Source organism: Pseudomonas sp. HMSC066A08 (assembly GCF_001813025.1).
Lineage (GTDB): Bacteria > Pseudomonadota > Gammaproteobacteria > Pseudomonadales > Pseudomonadaceae > Pseudomonas > Pseudomonas aeruginosa.
Genome location: NZ_KV811371.1, coordinates 1 through 18,621, shown reverse-complemented (window position 1 = coordinate 18,621; position 18,621 = coordinate 1). Strand labels below are relative to the sequence as shown.

The following is an 18,621-nucleotide window of genomic DNA, read 5'->3' as shown; positions in this document are numbered from 1 at the left end:
TACAACAAACTATCATTATTTTGCTGAAAACACACCTTGATTCGGTCGAACCTAGAGAACCACGCGCAAGCATTGACCGGCGTGATAGAGAGAAAAACCCATCTCGTAGGCGCAACTGCGCAGCCTGGCGGCGGGGACGGGCTTCATGTCGCTGAACGGCAACGGCAATGTCGCTCGCTCGCCGCTCAGCAGGTAGTCGGCGAACGCCTTGCCCACTACCGTACCGGTGGTCACGCCGCGTCCGTTGTAGCCGGTCACCGCCAGCAAGCCTTCCGCAGGCTCGAACAGGCGCATCAGATGATCGGGGGTGAAGGCGATGCAACCCGTCCAGCTGTACTCCCAACTGACCTGGCCCAGGTCTGGAAAGTAATGGCTCTGGATTCGATCGGCCCATTGCCGCAGGAACCAGGCGGGCTTGTTCGCGCCATTGCCGAGGCTTCCCAGCAACAGGCGGCCCTGGGCATCGCGACGGATGCTGCTGAGCACCGTCCTGGTGTCCCAGGAACCCTGGCCGTGAGGCAGGATGCGCTCGGCCGCGGCGCCGTGCAGCGGCGCCGAAGCCACCTGATAGTAGTAGCCGGGAAAGAAGTGCCGCCTCAGGTTGGTCCACTCGCCCTCGGTATAGGCGTTGGAGGCGATCACCACCTGTTCCGCCAGTACCGCCCCCGCGGCGCTACGCACCGCCCACAGCGCGCCCTGCCGCTCCAGGGCGAGCACCGGCGAGCGTTGGTACAGTTGCCCGCCCCGCTGCACGACGGCGGTGGCCAGTCCGCGCGAATAGGCCATGGGATTGAGAGTGCCGGCGCGTCGGTCGAGCAACGCCGCGCTGATTCGCCGGGTGCCGCAGGCCTCGTGGCAAGCCGCGCCGGTCAGCAACTCCAGCGGGGCGCCGCGGCGCGTCCACTGCGCGTGGCGGCGTTGCAGATCGGCCACGCCGCTGGCGTTGTGCGACATGTGCAGGGTGCCCTCGCGGCGCAACTGGCAATCGATGCCGAGGCGTTCGATGGTCTCCATCACCAGTGCCGGCGCCCGCCCCAGCACGGCGTTTAGCTTTTCTCCCTGCTCGGCGCCAAGGGTGGCGACCACCTCGTCCGGGGGAATCCAGGTGCCGGCGTTGATCAATCCGACATTGCGTCCCGACCCGCCGTGGCCGACCTCGTACGCTTCCAGCACGCACACCGAACGGCCGGCCTCCAGCAGGTGGAGCGCCGCCGAAAGCCCGGTGAAACCGGCGCCGATCACACATACGTCGGCGCGCTGCTCGCCGTTCAGGCTCGCCGCTCCGGACAGGCGAGGCGTAACCACTTCCCACAGACACCGTTGCTGCAAACCGCCCATGCGCGACTCCGCTGCCAGCCATTGCCATGCGGCGGGAGCCCGCCGCGCCCCGTTCAATCGAAGGTGATGCCCTGTGCCAGCGGCAGCTCGCGGGAATAGTTGACGGTATTGGTCTGCCGCCGCATGTAGGCTTTCCAGGCGTCCGAGCCGGACTCGCGACCGCCGCCGGTCTCTTTCTCACCGCCGAACGCCCCGCCGATTTCCGCCCCGCTGGTGCCGATGTTGACGTTGGCGATCCCGCAGTCACTGCCCGCCGCGCCCTGGAACAGTTCCGCCTCGCGCAGGTCGGTGGTGAAGATGCACGACGACAGTCCCTGGGGAACCTCGTTGTTCAGGCGCAGGGCCTCGTCGAAATCGCGGTAGCCGACCACGTACAGGATCGGTGCGAAGGTCTCCGTGCGCACCACTTCGGTCTGTCCCGGCATCTCGACGATGGCCGGCGACACGTAGTAGGCATCCGGATAGCGCTCCTGCAATTGCCGCTCGCCGCCGAACACCCGTCCCCCCTGCTCGCGGGCTCGCGCCAGGGCGTCCTGCATGGCCAGGTAGCTGCGTTCGTCGATCAGCGGCCCGACCAGGTTGCCCTCCAGCGGATGACCGATACGGACCCTGGAATAGGCTGCCTTGAGGCGCTCGACTATCTCGTCCTTCACCGACTCATGGGCAATCAACCGGCGCAAGGTGGTGCAGCGCTGCCCGGCGGTGCCCACCGCGCCGAACAGGATGCCGCGCACCGCCAGGTCGAGGTCGGCGCTTGGCGCCAGGATCATCGCGTTGTTGCCGCCCAGTTCGAGGATGCAGCGAGCGAAACGCGCCGCCACCCGCGGCGCCACTTCGCGCCCCATGCGAGTGCTGCCGGTGGCGCTGACCAGGGCGACGCGACGGTCGTCCACCAGCGCTTCGCCGGCCTCGCGGTCGCCGATCAGCAATTGGCTCAGGTGCGCCGGCGCATCGCCGCCGAAGGCCCGCGCGGCACGCTCGAACAGTGCCTGGCAGGCCAGTGCGGTGAGGGGGGTCTTCTCCGAAGGCTTCCAGACCACGGAATTGCCGCAGACCAGCGCCAGCGCGGTATTCCACGACCACACCGCGACTGGGAAGTTGAACGCGCTGATCACGCCTACCACGCCCAGCGGGTGCCAGGTCTCGCGCATGTGGTGGCCGGGACGCTCGGATGCGATGGTAAGACCGTACAACTGGCGCGAGAGGCCCACCGCGAAGTCGCAGATATCGATCATTTCCTGGACTTCGCCGAGGCCTTCCTGGGTGATCTTGCCCGCCTCCCAGGACACCAGTTCGCCGAGTTCGGCCTTGTGCCGACGCAATTCCTCGCCGAACAGCCGCACCAGTTCACCACGGCGCGGCGCCGGCACCTGGCGCCAGGCGCGGAACGCCTGTTCGGCGCACTCGACCTTGGCGGCAACGGCGGCGCGCCCCTCCAGTCGCACCGCAGCCAGGCGACTGCCGTCGATGGGGGTATGCACGGCAAGCTCGCCATCGCGAAAAGCATTGGGGTCGAGGCCGAGACTGCGCAGCAATCCGTCGATCATGTGAGGTTCTCCTGGCTGTTCGTTTCCGCTCGTTTTAGTCGGTTTGTCCGGGAGCGACAAACGACCTTTATTCGCCACGTCATTCCGGGTTTTCATACTGGCTCCGAGCTGTCGCGATCCGCCGTCTTTCCCGTACCATGCACGCCTTCGCCGGCCAGCCCCGCCTACCCGACATGGACAAGAAACAGCTGTTGCGCCTGATCACGGAAAAGCTCGCCGCGGACCTGGAAGTCGCCGTCCGCGCCGCGCAGACCGCCCATGAGACGGCAACCCACGAAGAGAACGTCGCCGAGAACAAGTACGACACCCTCGGCCTGGAGGCGGCCTACCTGGCCGCCGGGCAGTCGCGCCGGGTCGAGGAGATCCGCCAGGCGCTGGGCCTGTACCGCAACCTGGTGCTGCGCGATTTCGACGAGGACCAGGGCATCCAGCTCACCGCGCTGGTCACCCTGCTGAACGCCGACGGCAGCCGGCGAACAGTGTTCCTCGGCCCCGAGGCGGCCGGGCTGAAGATCGATTGCGAAGGTCGCGAGGTGTTGGTCATCACGCCTCGCTCGCCACTGGGCCAGAGCCTGATCGGCAGGCACCCGGGCGACGAGGCCGGGGCGAAGGACTCCCCCCTTGCGGTGGAAATCCTCGCCGTCGACTGAGGCTACTGCTGCGGCGCACCGCAGGCGCCGCAGAACTTCGCGCCCGCCACGAGATCGGCGTTGCAGGCGATACAGCGCAGCGGCGCCAGGGCGCCGCCGCAGCCCTGGCAGAAACGTGCCGTCGCCGCATTCGCGGTGCGGCAGGCGGGACAGGCCATCCCCGCCGCGACTGGCGCCGGCGAATAACCGCCCTGGCCACGGTGATGACCGCCGCCGTGATGACCACCGCCCTGCCCATGATGACGCCCACCCATCAACAACCGTTCGAAGAACCCCATGGCGCAACCCTCTCGTCTGGATCTGACGGCTTCCAGTGAAAAGGCTGTAGCAACTACAGGGTCAATGGCGCGGAAACATCGGGAAACTCAAGTCCGCGTCACCACAGCGGCAACGCGTAGCTGACGATCAGCCGGGTCTCGTCGATGTCGTTGCCGAAATCGCTACGGAAGGTGCCGTTGCGCAACTTGATCCCCAGGTTCTTCAGCGGCCCCGATTGCACCAGGTAGGCGATATCGGTGTCCCGCTCCCATTCCTTGCCGCGTCCACCGCCGTCCAGAAGGTCGATGTGTTCGCCGCGCAGGTAGCGGCTCATGAATGTCAGGCCGGGCAGGCCGATGGCAGCGAAGTCGTAGTCGTAGCGCAACTGCCAGGAGCGCTCGTCCTTGTTGGCGAAATCGCCGATCTGCACGAAGTTGACCAGATACGGATCGGTCCCGGCCAGGTAGGCGAAGCCGGTGTTGCCGGACATGCGCTGGTAACCGAGGCCGAAGGCGTGGCCGCCCAGGCGATAGGTGAACAGCGCATTCAGCGCGCGATTGTCGACGCGGCTGCCGCCCTCGTCGGTGGAACGCGCCCAGCGGATGTCGGACTTCAGCGACTGGCCATCGGCGAACGGCAAGAGGTGCTGCATGCCAAGGTAGTGCTGGCGGTAGAAGTCCTCCAGGTTGGCGTAGTGGTAGCTGCTGCTCAGGCGCTCGCTCCAGCGGTAGGTACCGCCGGCGAAGTCGAAGCGGTCGCTGCCGGGGTGCCGGCCCGCCAGTACGTTGCGCTTGTTGCCGCGGGTGATGCCGAGGTCTTCGGCGTGGGTCGAGTCGCGCTGCTTGACCTGGCGCAACTGGCCGAACTGCAGCGCCAGCCCGCCGATCTCGTTCACTTCCAGCAGTCCACCCTGGAAGGTTTGCGGGTGCAGGCGCGTGTCGTTGAACTGCACCACCGGCAGCCTGGGCATCAGGGTGCCGATCTTCAGCGTACTGTGCGAGACCCGTAGCTTGGCGGTCAGGCCCAGGCTGGAATAGTCGTGGGCGGCGCGCCGGTCGCTCGTCGAATACGGCAACAGACCACTACCGGATCGCTCTGGCGAGGAGTCCAGCCTGACACCCAGCAGGCCCAGCGCATCGACGCCCAGACCGAAGAGCCCCTCGGTGTAGCCGGACTTGTAGCGCAACAGGAACCCCTGCGCCCACTCCTCCGAATAGGACTGGCTGGCGCCGGGCTGGCGATAGTCGCGATTGAAATAGAAATTGCGCAGTTCGAGGCCGGCCTTGCCATCGGCGAAAAACTCCGCCTGGGCGAACGACGGCAGCAACGCCAGCCCCGCGGCCAGCATCGGAACGGGAAGAATTTTCATTGTTGTTGTCTCTTCGTCGTCAGTGGATAGACACGGCGCCGCGACCACTCCCTGCCGCGACCGCCGTGACGGAGCGGATCAGACCCCGGCGAGCATGCCCTCCAGGCGTTGACGCACCAGCTGGCGCGCCTGCTCGACGATGTCCCTGAGCAACTCGGCGCAGGCCGGTTCGTCGTCGATCAGGCCCTGGACCATGCCGGCCGACCAGATCCCCAGGTCGGTATCGCCCTGCTGGTACACCTGGCGACCGCGCTGGCCGCTGACCAGCGCAGCGATATCGGCGTAGCCGGCGCCGCCGCGTGCCTCGATCGCCAGTACTTCCTGGCTGATCGCGTTGCGCGCCACCCGCGCGGTATTGCGCAGGGAACGCATGATCAGGTCGGTGGAACGCTCGTCGGCCGCACGGATCGCCGCCTTCACCGCAGGGTGTATCGGACATTCGCGAGTGGCCAGGAAGCGCGTGCCCATGTTGATCGCGTCGGCGCCCAGCGCCAGCGCCGCGACCAGGCCACGTCCATCGGCGAAACCGCCGGAGGCGATGATCGGCACGCGTAGCCGGTTGGCCGCGGCCGGCAGCAAGACCAGGCCGGGGATGTCGTCCTCGCCCGGATGGCCGGCACACTCGAAGCCGTCGATGGAGACGGCGTCCACGCCCAGTCGCTCGGCCTTGAGCGCATGGCGCACGGCGGTGCACTTGTGGATCACCTTGACGCCGTGGCGACGGAAGTCGGCGATGTGCTCGCCAGGGTCGTTGCCGGCGGTTTCGACGACGCGGATTCCCGCCTCGATGATGGCTGCGCGATATTCGGCATAGGGCACCGGCTTCTGCGTCGGCAGCAAGGTCAGGTTGACCCCGAACGGCCGATCGGTCAGCTCGCGGCAGCGGGCAATCTCCGCAGCCAGTGCCTCCGGGCTCGGCTGGGTCAACGCCGACAGCGTCGCCAGGCCACCGGCGTTGGCCACCGCCGCGGCCATCTCGGCACGGCCGACCCACTGCATGCCGCCCTGCATGATCGGGTGTTCGACGCCGAAGGCCTCGGTGAAACGGGTCCTGAACACGCCCATGGATTGCCTCCTCGGTTCAGATCGGGTCCCAGGAGAACACGTCCGGGCTGCGCGCCAGGTCCATGAAGCTGCCGCGCAACGCCGGCATGCCGTGCTCGGCGATGCTCTCCGGGGTCCAGCCGTGCTCGCTATGCACACTGCGCAGCGGCCGGCTCTGGCTCATCAGGAAGAGTTCGTGGTGACGCGCGGCGAACACCTGGCCGGTGATCTCGCGGGCGGCCTCGGACGCCAGGTAGACGGCCAGCGGCGCGTTCTTCTCGGGGGTCATGCGCTGCAGCTTGTCGACGCGGGCCTTCTGCTCCGGGGTTTCGGCCGGGATCGAGTCGGTCATCCGGCTCCAGGCGAACGGCGCGATGCAGTTCGAACGCACGTTGTAGCGCTGCATGTCGAGGGCGATGGATTTGCTCAAGGCGACGATGCCCAGCTTGGCCGCGGAGTAATTGGCCTGGCCGAAGTTGCCGATCAGCCCGGAAGTGCTGGTCATGTGTACGAAGGCGCCGGCCTGCTGGGTACGGAAGCGTTCGGCGGCGGCCCGGCTGACGAAGAAGCTGCCGTTGAGATGGACATTGATCACCGACAGCCAGTCGTCGGCGCTCATCTTGTGGAAGATCGCATCGCGCAGGATGCCAGCGTTGTTCACCACGATATCCAGACGCCCGAAACCGTCCATGGCGCATTCGACGATACGCCGCGCGCTATCCCAGTCGGCGACGCTGTCGGTGTTGATCAGACCTTCGCCGCCTCGCTGGCGGATCAGGCCAAGGGTCTCTTCGGCCGGCGAGGCCGACCCGCCCTCGCCCTGTAGCGATACGCCGATATCGTTGATCACCACCCGTGCCCCGGAATCGGCCAGCGCCAGGGCGATCTCGCGGCCGATGCCGCCGCCCGCGCCGGTAACGATCGCGACCTTGCCTTCATTGAGTCTGCTGCTCATGGGTAATCCTCTTCGTCCCGTGGATGTCGTTCGGTTGCGCTCAGCCCGGCAGGCCGAGGACGCTCTTGGCCAGGATGTTGCGCTGGATTTCGTTGCTGCCGCCATAGATGGTGGTCGGCCGCGACTGGATGAAGATCCCCGCCGGATGCAGCTCGGGGTCTTCGGCGAACGGCTGTAGCAGGGCCGAGTCCTCCCCGGCGACCTCCAGGCCCAGCTCGCTGATGCGCTGGAACAGTTCGGACTGGAAGATCTTCAGCATGGATACCTCCGGGCCGAGGCTCTCCCCACGCCGCAGGCGTTCGGCGAAACGCTCGTAGAGCGCCTTGTGGCTGTCCAGGTCCATGCTCAGCGCGGCGAAGCGGCGCGCGAACAGAGGGTCGTGCCACAGTCCCAGGTGCCGGGCCAGGCGCTCCAGGCGCTGGAGGGCGAAGGTGGACTGCTTGGGCGAACCGAGGAAGATCCGCTCGAAACCGAGCAGCGCCTTGGCCATGCTCCAGCCCTGGTTGATTTCGCCGACCAGGCTGTCGTAGGGCACCCGCACGTCGTTGAAAAACACTTCGCAGAACTCGCCGTGCAGCTCCAGGTTGAGGATCGGCCGCACCTCGATGCCCGGGCTGTCCATCGGCACCAGCAGGAAGCTGATGCCGTGCTGCGCCTTGGCGCTACGCTCGGTGCGGACCAGCAGGAAGATCCAGTTGGCCTCCGAGCCCATGGTGGTCCAGGTCTTCTGTCCGTTGATCACCCACTCGCCGTTTTCCAGGCGCGCCTCGGTACGCAGGCTGGCCAGGTCGGAGCCGGCGTTGGGCTCGCTGTAGCCCTGGCACCAGATGTCTTCGCCGCTGAGAATGCGCGGCAGGAAGCGCGCCCGTTGCGCCTCGTCGCCATAGCGGATCAACAATGGGCCAAGCATGGTCACGCCGCTGTCGGGCAGGCGCGCGCAGCCGTACTCCTCCATTTCCTCCATCATGATCAATTGCTTGCCGGCGCTCAGCCCCATGCCGCCGTACTCCCTGGACCAGCCGGGACACAGCCAGCCCTGGCGCGACAACAGCAGGTACCACTCGCGGGTTTCCTCGCGCCCCAGGCGATGGGGCGGATTGCGGATGCGCTGCGGATAGTTGGCGGCGATCCACTCACGGACCATCAGGCGAAAGGCGTTGTCATCGAGACTGTCGTAGTCGGTCATCTCAGTTTCCTCTGAATACGGGGGGACGCTTGGCGAGAAAGGCCGCCTTGCCCTCGGCGTGGTCGGCGCTGAGGAACAACTGGCTCTGCAACTCGCCCTCCCGCTCCAGCAATAGGTCAAGGCCCTCGGCGAGCAACGCCTTGGTCATCGCCAGGGGCAGTGGCGCCTGCTGTTCCACCCGCCCGGCCAGTTCCAGCGCCATCGCCAAGGCCTCGCCAGCGGCGCAGAGGCGGTCTGCCAGGCCGATGCGCAGTGCCTCCTCGGCCTCTACCACCTGGCCGAACATCAGGATCTGCCGTGCCCGCCCCCAACCGATGCGCGCCGGCAAGGTATGCAACTGGCCAAGGTCGGCGAGCAGCCCGACCTTGCCGAAGCCAGCGGCGAAGCGTGCGCCGGCGCCGCAAACGATGCTGTCGCAGGCCAGCGCCACGGACAGCCCGGCCCCCACTGCCCAGCCCTCGACCGCGGCGATCAGCGGCTTGCCCATGCGCACCATCTGCCGCACCAGCCGCGCGTTGTCCTGCATTCGCGCCCTGCCGGCGGCCAACTCGGTCACCCGCATGTCGCCCAGGTCGCCGCCGGCGCAGAACACCTCTTCGCCACCGGTCAGCAGCACGCTGCGGATCGATGGGTCGCATTCGGCCGCCTCCAGGGCCCGCAGCAATTCCAGGCGCAACGCCGGCGACAGTGCGTTGCGCCGGGCCGGGTTGTCGAAGCGCAGCAGGCGCACCGTGCCGCGCGTTTCCTGCAACAAACCGCTCATCAGGCCACCTCCCGCTGTAGCAGCGCGGCGTAGCGCACCTTGTGGAACGCCAGCGAGCCGTGGGCATTGAGCAGTACCATGGCGCGGCGCAGGAACAGGCCGATGTCCGCCTCGTCGGTGTAGCCGATGCCGCCGTGCAACTGGATGGCCTGGCGGGTCACCAGCAGAGCCGCTTCCGAGGCCCGTACCCGTGCGCTGGAGACCTGCCGCTGGCGCTCGCTTTCCGACGCCCCGGCATCGATCGCGGCGGCGGCCTGCTCGACCATGGCGCGCGACAGTTCGATCTGGATCCTCAGGTCGACCATGCGGTGCTGCAGCGCCTGGAAACTGCCGATCTCGCGGCCGAACTGGCGACGTACCTTGAGGTACTCCAGGGTTCGCTCGAAGGCGCCATCCATCAGCCCGACCAGATAGGCCGCGCAGGCCAGCGCTGCCTCGTCCAGAACCTGTTCCGCCACCTCGCCGGACAACCACCGCGCCGGCGCATCGCGGAAACGCAGGCGCGCCAGGTGAGCGCCATCCTGGGTCGCCTCGCAGAGCAGTTCCACGCCATCGGCATCGCGTTCGACCAGCGCCAGGCCCTGCTCGCAGGCCACCAGCCAGGCATCGGCGGCGCCAGCCAGATGTACGTGAGCGACTTCGCCGTGCAACCGCCCTTCCTGCATACGAGGGCGTCGCCGCCCATCGCGGTAGGCGATGCCCGCCGGCAGAACCAGCCGCTCAGCGGCCAGCAACGCAACGCGCTCGTCGTCCGGCAGCAGCGGCGCCACCAGCCCGGCCTCGATCAGCGGCTCGGGCAGCAGGCCGCGCCCCAGCGCCTCCAGCAACGCCGCGTATTCGCTCATGCCCAGGCCGCTGCCGCCCAACGCCTCATCCAGGCGCAGCGCCGGCCAGCCCATGGCGCAGACCTCGCGCCAGGCCTTGCGGTCCACCCCGCTACCGGTGAAACGGCCGCGGCGCACGCGGGTCAGGTCGCCGTCGCGCGGCACCAGCGAAGCCGCGCTGTCGCGGATCATCCGCAGACGCTGCTCGCGCTCGCCGGCCCACTCGTCTTGCTCACTCATCTGTTCGCCCTCCTGTCGATACGCCGTCCGCCCGTCCGTCATCTGCACGGGAGGCGCCGGCTTGTCCGCGCGGAGCGACCGCGCAGGCCGTGGTCCGGACGCGCGACGGATGGCTCCGCTGCCGCGCCGCCGGAACTCCGCTACGGCTTGGCCGCGCGGTACCTGAAGCTGCCCGAGGCCATGGCGATGACCTCGCCGTCCTCGTTGCAGATTTCCGCCGTGCAGAAGCAGATCGTGCGGGTCCGTCGCACCACCCTGCCAACCGCGCGAAGCTCGCCGCGGGCGCTCCCCATGAAGTGGGTAGCCATGTCGATGGTCACCATCGAGCAGTCCGGCAGGCAGGCACGGATCGCCTGGGCCATGGCGGCGTCCAGCACCGACATCAACACCCCGCCGTGGAACTGTTGCAGGTAGTTCATCAGTTCCGGGCGATGCCCCAGGCGCACCCGCGCCACCCCGTCGGCATCGGTCCAGCGCTCGAGGCCGATGAACTCCTGGAAGCTGGCGGGCCGCTGCTCCGCCGCTGGCTGTCGTGGAAAAGAACTCATGGATGTGCACTCCTTCCGCAGGATCAGGCCTTGGCCGCGCGCCGCTCGGCGGTATCCACGGCGGCACTGCCCGGCGCTTGCCGTCGGGAAGCGCTCTCGGCATCGCGGGACTCGCGGTTCGGGTCGTAGAGCCGGTCCGCAATGAACAGCGCCGGGATCAGCCCGGTGAGCACGTAGGTGATGCCCATCACCAGGAAACCCGCGCCGATCGACACGTGGGTGGCCAGCAGACCGATGCCGGCGGGCGCCACCGCCGCGCCGATACGCCCCAGGTTGTAGGCGGTGCCCACCGCCGAACCGCGGACACGGGTGGAGAAGCTCTCGGTCATGTAGGTGGCCAGCACCCCGACCGGAACACCGTAGATGAAGCCGAAGGTGATGAGGATCCAGAGGATGTTGGAGGGCGAGTGGTAGAACACGATCAACGGCATGAAGGCGGCGCTGCCGATGGCCCCGGCGGCGAAGGTCAGGCGCCGGCCGAAGAGATCGGCGCAGACACCGGCGGCGACCTTGCCGAGGATCATCGCACTGTAGGTGCCGACCATGTAGCCGGTCATCGACTTGAAGTTCATCCCCAACTCGCTCTCCAGGTAGGACGGCATCCAGTTGTTGGTGCCGTAGTAGCCGAACAGCAGGAAGCAGGAGGTGAGGCTCCAGAGCAGGAACATGCCGCGCGTTTCCGGATCGCCCAGCATCCGTCCCAGCGGGCCGGCGCCGCCAGCCTCGGCGTGGCTCTGCGGAGCCGCGCCGGGACGCTGGCGCCCGGCCTGGGCCGCGAGCCAGGACGGCGACTCCGGCACCCAGGGCCGCAGGGCCAGGCAGACCAGCGCCGGCGCCACGGCGGTGAAGAACAAGGCGCGCCAGCCGAACTCGGGGATGATCTGCCCCGCCAGCAGCGTCGCCACCAGGTAGCCCACGGTCCAACCGGCCTGCATGGCGGCGAGGATGGTGGTGCGATGCCTGGTTCCGACGCACTCGGACATCAGGATGTTGCAGGCGACGAACAGCGAGCCGAGGCCGAGCGAGGCGACGAAGCGGATCAGCGCGAACTGCCAGTAGTTCTGGGTCAGCCCCAGCAACGCGGTACCGATGGAGAACAGCACGATGGTCCAGGTCACCACCCGCACCCGGCCGAAGCGGTCGCAGCACCAGCCGCCATAGATGCCGCCGACGGCCATGCCGGCGAGAGTCAGGCTGCCGAGGGAGCCGGCCTCGAAATTGCTCAGGCCGAATTCGGCCTTCAGGCTGTTGAGGCTGTAGGCCAGGAACATCAGGTCGACGCCGTCGGCGAGCAGGCCGAGGAAGCAGAAGACGAAGGCGATCAGCATGGTGCGCCGGGAGATGGCCGGCGCCGGGTTCGGGGAAAGCGCGGTTGCATTCATTATTCTTGTTCTCGCAAGCAGGATTTCGGTTGATCTTCAAGGCAGCCCGACGGTCGTTCCCTCGCGCCGCCACCCTTCGCTTCAGTCCGGCCGCTCTGGCGGCGGACCTACCCGGCCGTTGTCCAGCACCACCACATCGCGCTCGACGACGCGAGTGCGGAACGAGCCGTCGCTCCACATCTCGGTACGCAAGGTCTCGCCGGGAAACACCGGAGCCGAGAAACGCACCTGCAGATGTCCCAGTTGCCCCGCGCGGTAGTCGGCGAGCCCGCGCAACACCGCGTGGAATGCCACGCCGAGGGTGCACAGGCCATGCAGGATCGGCCGCGGGAAGCCGGCCCGCAGCGCTGCCGCGGGCTCCGCGTGGAGCGGGTTGTCGTCGCCGTTGAGGCGGTAGTACAGGGCCTGCTCCGGACGGGTCGGCAGGTCGAGTCGCAGATCGGGCGTCCGTTCGGGCAAGCGGTGCGGCGTTTCCGGCACCTGCCGGGAACCACCGAAGCCGCCGTCGCCGCGAAGGAAGGTGGTGCTGCGGGCGACAGCCAGCACCTCGCCGCTGAGCGCGTCGCTGAGCACCTTCTCGCTGTAGAGCAGCGCGCCCTTGTCGGCGCCCTTGTCTACCAGACCGGTGACCCGGGTCCGACCGATCACCTCGCCTTCCGCCGGCAACGGCCGCCGCCACTCCAGGCGCTGCTCGCCGTGAACCAGGCGCAGCGCGTCCACGCCAGTCGCCGGATTGCCCAGCCAGAAGCCCGGATGACCGAGTACCAGGGCCATGCACGGCAATGCCTGGAGATCGCGGCACGGATCGACGTAGAGCAGTTGGCGCTCGTCCAGCGGGTCGCCACCCAGACCGAGGGTCAATGCGTAGAAGGCGCTGTCGCGCCGGCTGTAGCGCTGGCGAACTTCGGGAATCGGGTAGTTCAGGAGCACCTCAGGATCGAGCGCCATCGGCCACCTCCTCGACTTCCAGCACCGCATCCACCGCCCAGGCACCCTGGCCCTCCGGCAAGGCGATGACCGGGTTGAGGTCCACCGAGCGCAAGCGCTCTCCCGCCTCCCAGGCGAACCGCGAGAGATTCGACAGCAGCCGTGCCAGCGCCGCGACGTCGGCCCGCGGCCGGCCACGCGCGCCGAGCAGGAGCGGTGCGCCTCTGATGCTACGGATCATCGCCTCGGCTTCGTCGACCTCGAACGGGCAGCGGCGGAACACCACGTCCTGCAGCACCTCGACGAAGATCCCGCCCAGGCCGAACAGCGCCACCGGGCCGAACAGCGGATCGCGCTGGATACCCATGAAGCACTCAACCCCGCCCTGCAGTTGGCGCGCCACCAGGACGCCATCGAGACGCGCCTGCGGCGCCTTCTCGGCGGCCCGGCGCAGGAGCAGTTGGAAACCGGCGCGTACCGCGTCCGCATCGCCTACGCCAAGCAGCACGCCGCCGATTTCCGACTTGTGCTGGATGTCCGCCGAGGCGAGCTTCATCACCACCGGGTATCCGATGCCCTCGGCGAAGGCAACCGCCTCTTCGGCACTGCCCAGCACCGCCTCGGCGGCGGACTCGATACCGGCGCGCGCCAGCAGGCGCTTGGCCTCGGCTTCGCCAGGCGTGGAGGCGGGCAACTGCAGCCCGCCGGCAGGCCGGCGCAGGCGCAACGGCCGGGCGAAGGCTTCGCCGAGCCGCCCCATGGCCTGGATCGCCACTACCGCCCGGGTGGGGTCCTCGAACAGTGCGAAGCCGGCCTCCTCGTAGGGTGCCAGTTCCTCCCCCTCGCCCATCACCGAGACCACGAACAGCCGCTCGGGATGAGCCTCCTTGATCCGCCGGAACTGCTCGGCCAGACGCGCGCCGATGGAGGCGGCGGTGCCGGCCTGGGTGAAGAAGGCGAGCAGCGAACGGTAGCCACCGTCGACCACCATCGACTCGGTAAAGTCGCGCACCAGCGTCAGGTCGTTCAGGGCCTGCGCGGTGCAGTCCACCGGGTTGATCGGCGAAGCGAAGGACAGCCTTGCCTTCAGCCGCTCCTGGGCCATGTCCGGCATCGGCGGCATCGGCAGGCCGACCTCCTCGGCGGCATCGCTGACGATGATCCCGGCGCCGCCGCTGACGGTGATCATGCCGAGACTGTTGCCCACCGGATAGATACGCCGGGTGGCGAGGTAGGCGATGTCCATCAGTTCCTCGGTGGTCCTGGCGCGGACCACCGCGTAGTCGCCCAGCACGGCGTCCAGCACCTTGTCGTCGCCGGCCAGCGAAGCGGTGTGGGACAGCGCCGCGCGGCTACCCAGGGCGCTGCGCCCGACCTTGTGCAGGATCACCGGCTTGCCGGCGCGATGCGCGGCCTCCAGGGCGGCGAGGAAGCTGTCGACGTTGCGGATGGATTCGGCGTAGGCCATCACCACGTCGATCTCCGGCGACTCCACCAGCCAACCGATGCTGTCGCCCAGGGTGACGTCGGCCTCGTTACCGGTGGCCACGCAGATAGGGGTTCCCAGGCGGCGCTGGCGCGCCATGCCGAGCAGGTGCGCGCCGTAGGCGCCGGACTGGGTGGCGATGCCTACCCGGCCGGGCAGCGGTACGCCACGTTCCAGGCTGGTGGAGAAGAACGCGTAGTAACCGAGGTTACTGTTGAACGCGCCCAGCGCATTCGGACCGAGCAGGCGCATACCGTGCTCGCGGGCAGCGGCTACCACCGCATCCTGCATCGCCGCGCCAGCCTCGCCGACCTCGCTGAATCCGGAAGAGAACACGATGGCACTGTGCGCCCCCTGGCGGCCCAGCGCCCGGACGGTCTCCAGCACCTGAGGCGCAGGCACCGCGACAATGGCCACGTCCGGTGCCTGCGGTAGCTCCGCGACGCTGGCGAAGGCCGGCAGCCCCTGGATTTCAGCACGGTTCGGATTGACCGGGAGGATTTGCCCGGCATAACCATGGCGCAGCATGTAGGCGATGGGACGGCCACCGATGCGGGTCGGGTCGCTGGAAGCGCCGATCACCGCGACCGAGCGTGGTTCGATCAATGGAGTAAGACTGGCGAAACGGGGAGCGTCGATGAGCTGTTGCGAGTGGTTCGCTGACATGGGGTCACCTGATCCGTTTGTCTGTGGCCGGCACGACAACCTTCTCGCGGGCGAGCGCACCCGCGGGACGCCGCCACGGCAGCGCCCGGAAGGCCTGTCGGCCAGGGGTCTAGAGCGTGTCGCCGGTGCCGAGCAACGCGGTTACCTGGCTGGACAGCGTGCCGCCGTTGCCGTGCAGCAACGCCACGTCGGCCTTGGCCAACTGCCGCTCGCCGGCCTGGCGGCGGAGCTGGGTCACCGCCTCGATGATCAGGAACATCCCGTACATCCCCGGATGCACGCAGGACAGCCCGCCACCGTTGGTGTTCACCGCCAGCTCGCCGCCGGGCGCGATGCGTCCGCCCTGGACGAATGGGCCGCCCTCGCCCTTGGCGCAGAAACCCAGGTCCTCGAGGAACAGCAGGGTGTTGATGGTAAAGGCGTCGTAGAGCATCACCAGGTCGATGTCGGCGTGCCGCACACCGGCCATCTGCATGGCTCGCGGACCGCTTTCCGAGGCCGCCGTCACGGTGAGGTCGGGCATCGACACGATCGAGCGATGCCACTGCGCTCCGGCCGCGCCAAGGAAGTACACCGGCGCATTGGGCAGGTCGCGGGCGCGCTCGGCGCGCACTACCACGCAGGCGCCGCCGCCGTCGGTGACCAGGCAGCAGTCGGCGGCGCTCAGCGGGTCGCTGACCATCCGCGCGGCAAGGACGTCATCGACGCTCAACGGCCCACGGGCGAATGCCTCGGGATTCAGGTTGGCCCATTGCCGGGCAGAGACCGCCACCTCGGCGAGCTGCTCGCGTGTGGTGCCGTACTGATGCATGTGCCGGCTGGCCGCCAGGGCATAGGCGGTGATCGGGTGGCGCGGCTTGTAGGGCGTCTCGTGCCATTGTGGCTCGCTCATCGATACCAGGCGGCCGCCGGCGGTTCGCTGGTTGGAGCCGTAGCAGATCAGCGCAGCGTCGCAGAGACCGGCCTCCAGTGCCAAAGTGGCCTGCAGCAGGTGCAGCTCGAAACTGGAGCCGCCGATATTGGTGCCATCCACGAATTTCGGGCGGATGCCGAGGTATTCGGCGACCGACAAGGTGGGAAAGGCATGGGAGCTGGTGGCGGCGAAGACCGCGTCGATGTCGGCAAGCTTCAGGCCGGCATCGGCAATGGCCCTGAGCGACGCCTGGCCGAGCAGCTCGATGGCGCTGTAGCCCGGCGCCTCGCCGACGCCGGCGCTACCGATGCCGACGATGGCGGTCTTGCCACGGATGGCCGCGCTCATGGTCGTCCCTCCTGGTGGGGAACGAACACCACGACATTGGCACCGTCCTGCTCGACGATGCGCGCCTGCACACGGGTGCCGATCGGCAAGCTCTCGTGCCCGTCGATCCGCGACATCATGCGCACGCCCTCGTCCAGATCGACTAGCGCGACATTGTGATTGCCGCCGCGGGAGCGATTGACGGTGATCGCGTAGAGCGTACCCAGGCCGCTGGCGGGAACCCACTCGAGATCAGTCTCGCCGCTACCCGGCACCAACTGGCGCGGGTAGAACACATGGCGACCGCTGGAACGGCTGCGCTGCAACATGAAACGGCCCTGGGCGAGAAACGCAAGGTACTGCGCCTCAGGTCCCGGAGTACTGCCATCGGGAAGATCTGCCACGAGGTTTCTCCTTTGTTCTTGTCGACCTTTGCTGCAAAGTGCATCGCGCTGGACGTCGAACCGGATACTGCTTCCGTCCCCGGTTGTACGTTCCGGAAGGCTAGAATATATTCACTATCATGAATGTCAATCACAATACTGAATGAAAAAGAGGAAAAATGACCAAGGACGCCACAACCAAAGGCACCAGCAGCAAAGATGTCGGCGCGGTAGTGAACGCCATTCAGATACTTCGCCACCTGGCCCACGCCGACGGGCCGCAAGGCGTGGCCGCCATCGCTCGCGCCACCGGTATCAGCCCGAGCAGCGCCTTCAATATCCTGCGCACCCTGAGCAACGAACGACTGACCTCCTTCGACGATGCGGGCAAGACCTACCAACTGGGCCTGGGCCTGTCGGAACTTGCCGTAGGATTCGTCGGACACAGCTACGCCGACCTGATCCAGCCAGAGCTGGAACGACTGAGCCTTGCCCACCACATCCTCATCGCCCTGTGGCAAGTCACCGACGATGCGCACATCCGCGTCATCGCCCTTGCCGCACCGCCCGTCGCCCACGTCAACGTCGCCGTCGGCACGCGCCTGCCGGAGCTGGTCGGCGCCGCCGGGCGTTGCATTGCCGGCCTGCGCGAACTGCCGGAGGACGAACTGCGCCGCCGGCTGACCCGCGTGCGCTGGGAAAATCCGCCGAGTTTCGAGCGCTACCAGGCCGAAGCGACCGAGGCCGTCGAGCGCGGCTGGGCTATCGACCAGGAACACCTTTACCGCGGCGTGAGCATGGTCGCCAGCGCCATCACCGACCGCGACGGACAACCGCGCTTCGCCATCTCCGCGATCGGCATCAGCGCCCAGCACCAGCCCGACGACCTGGAACGGATCGGCGCCAGCCTGCGGGATACCGCGCGCTTCGTGAGCCGCGCGCTATTTCCCCAAGGCGAGGCACTGAAGGGGAAATCCTGAAATGACATTCAACCCATTGAAAGATTAGCCGGCACCACCTTTCCACCCGAGGACCGGCAGATAACGGAGAAAGCGCCAGAATCGCTTCAGCGTCACCCGATCCCACGCTCGCAGCAGCACCGAGCGGAACAACTGCCAGGCATATCGCCCATCCTGGACAACGGCCTTCTTCAGCGCCTTGTTCAGGATCAGTTGCCGGGCCCGGCGATAATGCGGCTGAGCCCGATAAGGCTCGATGGCTTGCATATCCGCCTCGTAATTGAGCTTGTACCTGCCGGACAGGCCGCTTCCATGCCGACGATAACGCCCCATGTAGGCCGGCAATCGATGAATTTCATAGCCCTGCGCCGCGTCCTGAGGGTGATCTGGAAATCCTGCACGCGAATCGAGGGATCGAAGAAGTCCGCCCGTCTCATCGCTTCCATGCGGTAGAGCGCCGTCAGCGGCATGACCACCAGGGTCTCGGCCAACGCTGCATCGCCCTCCCAGCGCCCCCCTCGCCGAAACCGTCTCGCGCCACTTCGTTACCGGTGCTGTCGATACAGATATTGAAACCGCCCACGCATCCGACCTCGGGGTGCGCAAGCAAGTAGTCGACGCGCGTGCCGAGCGCTCCAGGCAGGAGAATGCCGTCCAGGTCGGGAGTCATCACGAACTCGCCCCGCGCATGACGCAAACCGTGATTGAGCGGCGTCGCTCACCCCTCGGTTAGCCTGACGGTGCAGCTGGAAACCGTGACGCTCGCCAGAAAAGACAAAGCCCCCGGAACGCCAGGCATTCCAGGGGCTTTGCTCATATGTAATGGCGGAGAGATAGGGATTTGAACCCTAGGAGC

17 protein-coding genes and 1 pseudogene are annotated in these 18,621 nt (G+C 67.5%); 2 read left to right on the top strand and 16 right to left on the bottom strand.

All coding sequences use genetic code 11. The annotated features are described in order from the left end of the window. Positions 1-51: 51 nt before the first annotated feature. Positions 52-1,338, bottom strand: a complete 1,287-nt coding sequence (locus tag HMPREF2886_RS28545) for an L-pipecolate oxidase (protein WP_033969421.1) — start codon at positions 1,336-1,338, stop codon at positions 52-54. 53 nt (positions 1,339-1,391) lie between these two features. Then, positions 1,392-2,885 carry an L-piperidine-6-carboxylate dehydrogenase gene (locus tag HMPREF2886_RS28540; RefSeq protein WP_070748826.1) on the bottom strand — a complete coding sequence of 498 codons (1,494 nt, stop codon included), beginning with the start codon at positions 2,883-2,885 and terminating at the stop codon, positions 1,392-1,394. Between the two features lie 173 nt (positions 2,886-3,058). Between HMPREF2886_RS28540 and HMPREF2886_RS28535 the strand changes: the two genes are divergently transcribed. Then, the gene (locus tag HMPREF2886_RS28535) at positions 3,059-3,535 is read left to right on the top strand and encodes a GreA/GreB family elongation factor (RefSeq protein WP_033976822.1); all 477 of its coding nucleotides are present in this window, start codon (positions 3,059-3,061) and stop codon (positions 3,533-3,535) included. 2 nt (positions 3,536-3,537) lie between these two features. Here the strand turns inward: HMPREF2886_RS28535 and HMPREF2886_RS34750 are convergent, their stop codons facing one another. From HMPREF2886_RS34750 to HMPREF2886_RS28475, 13 genes are all read right to left on the bottom strand, one after another. Further along, the gene (locus HMPREF2886_RS34750; RefSeq protein ID WP_177344468.1) at positions 3,538-3,813 is read right to left on the bottom strand and encodes a zinc ribbon domain-containing protein; all 276 of its coding nucleotides are present in this window, start codon (positions 3,811-3,813) and stop codon (positions 3,538-3,540) included. A 98-nt stretch (positions 3,814-3,911) separates the two neighbouring features. Next, positions 3,912-5,162, bottom strand: coding sequence for an OprD family porin (locus tag HMPREF2886_RS28530; protein WP_042167390.1), 1,251 nt, complete (start codon positions 5,160-5,162; stop codon positions 3,912-3,914). Between the two features lie 78 nt (positions 5,163-5,240). Next, a complete protein-coding gene (locus HMPREF2886_RS28525; RefSeq protein WP_079385156.1) occupies positions 5,241-6,227 on the bottom strand; it encodes an NADH:ubiquinone reductase in 987 nt (328 codons plus the stop codon). Between the two features lie 16 nt (positions 6,228-6,243). Beyond that, a complete protein-coding gene (locus HMPREF2886_RS28520) occupies positions 6,244-7,161 on the bottom strand; it encodes an SDR family NAD(P)-dependent oxidoreductase (RefSeq protein ID WP_033969426.1) in 918 nt (305 codons plus the stop codon). A gap of 40 nt (positions 7,162-7,201) precedes the next feature. Then, entirely contained in the window at positions 7,202-8,347 is a 1,146-nt protein-coding gene (locus HMPREF2886_RS28515; protein ID WP_070748824.1) for an acyl-CoA dehydrogenase family protein, read from the bottom strand. A gap of 1 nt (position 8,348) precedes the next feature. Beyond that, complete coding sequence (locus tag HMPREF2886_RS28510; protein ID WP_058177931.1) at positions 8,349-9,110, bottom strand: enoyl-CoA hydratase/isomerase family protein; 762 nt, start codon at positions 9,108-9,110, stop codon at positions 8,349-8,351. Next, positions 9,110-10,174 carry an acyl-CoA dehydrogenase family protein gene (locus tag HMPREF2886_RS28505; RefSeq protein WP_070748822.1) on the bottom strand — a complete coding sequence of 355 codons (1,065 nt, stop codon included), beginning with the start codon at positions 10,172-10,174 and terminating at the stop codon, positions 9,110-9,112. The genes HMPREF2886_RS28510 and HMPREF2886_RS28505 overlap by 1 nt, the downstream gene beginning before the upstream one ends. Positions 10,175-10,314: 140 nt before the next feature. Further along, positions 10,315-10,722: a PaaI family thioesterase gene (locus tag HMPREF2886_RS28500; RefSeq protein ID WP_003158192.1), complete on the bottom strand. Its 408-nt coding sequence runs from the start codon at positions 10,720-10,722 to the stop codon at positions 10,315-10,317. A 23-nt stretch (positions 10,723-10,745) separates the two neighbouring features. Further along, the gene (locus HMPREF2886_RS28495; RefSeq protein WP_033969435.1) at positions 10,746-12,104 is read right to left on the bottom strand and encodes an MFS transporter; all 1,359 of its coding nucleotides are present in this window, start codon (positions 12,102-12,104) and stop codon (positions 10,746-10,748) included. An 81-nt stretch (positions 12,105-12,185) separates the two neighbouring features. Continuing rightward, complete coding sequence (locus HMPREF2886_RS28490) at positions 12,186-13,052, bottom strand: MaoC/PaaZ C-terminal domain-containing protein (RefSeq protein WP_033969437.1); 867 nt, start codon at positions 13,050-13,052, stop codon at positions 12,186-12,188. Further along, positions 13,036-15,183 (bottom strand): acetate--CoA ligase family protein, encoded by a 2,148-nt coding sequence (locus HMPREF2886_RS28485; protein ID WP_070748820.1) that lies wholly within the window; start codon positions 15,181-15,183, stop codon positions 13,036-13,038. The genes HMPREF2886_RS28490 and HMPREF2886_RS28485 overlap by 17 nt, the downstream gene beginning before the upstream one ends. Positions 15,184-15,292: 109 nt before the next feature. Further along, positions 15,293-16,444, bottom strand: a complete 1,152-nt coding sequence (locus HMPREF2886_RS28480) for a thiolase (protein ID WP_033969441.1) — start codon at positions 16,442-16,444, stop codon at positions 15,293-15,295. Then, a complete protein-coding gene (locus HMPREF2886_RS28475) occupies positions 16,441-16,827 on the bottom strand; it encodes a Zn-ribbon domain-containing OB-fold protein (RefSeq protein WP_011666727.1) in 387 nt (128 codons plus the stop codon). The genes HMPREF2886_RS28480 and HMPREF2886_RS28475 overlap by 4 nt, the downstream gene beginning before the upstream one ends. Positions 16,828-16,985: 158 nt before the next feature. Between HMPREF2886_RS28475 and HMPREF2886_RS28470 the strand changes: the two genes are divergently transcribed. Next, the gene (locus HMPREF2886_RS28470) at positions 16,986-17,786 is read left to right on the top strand and encodes an IclR family transcriptional regulator (RefSeq protein WP_033969442.1); all 801 of its coding nucleotides are present in this window, start codon (positions 16,986-16,988) and stop codon (positions 17,784-17,786) included. A 24-nt stretch (positions 17,787-17,810) separates the two neighbouring features. Here the strand turns inward: HMPREF2886_RS28470 and HMPREF2886_RS34460 are convergent. Further along, positions 17,811-18,529 (bottom strand): annotated as a pseudogene (locus HMPREF2886_RS34460) (glycosyltransferase family 2 protein); the annotation flags it as partial. Positions 18,530-18,621: the final 92 nt, after the last annotated feature.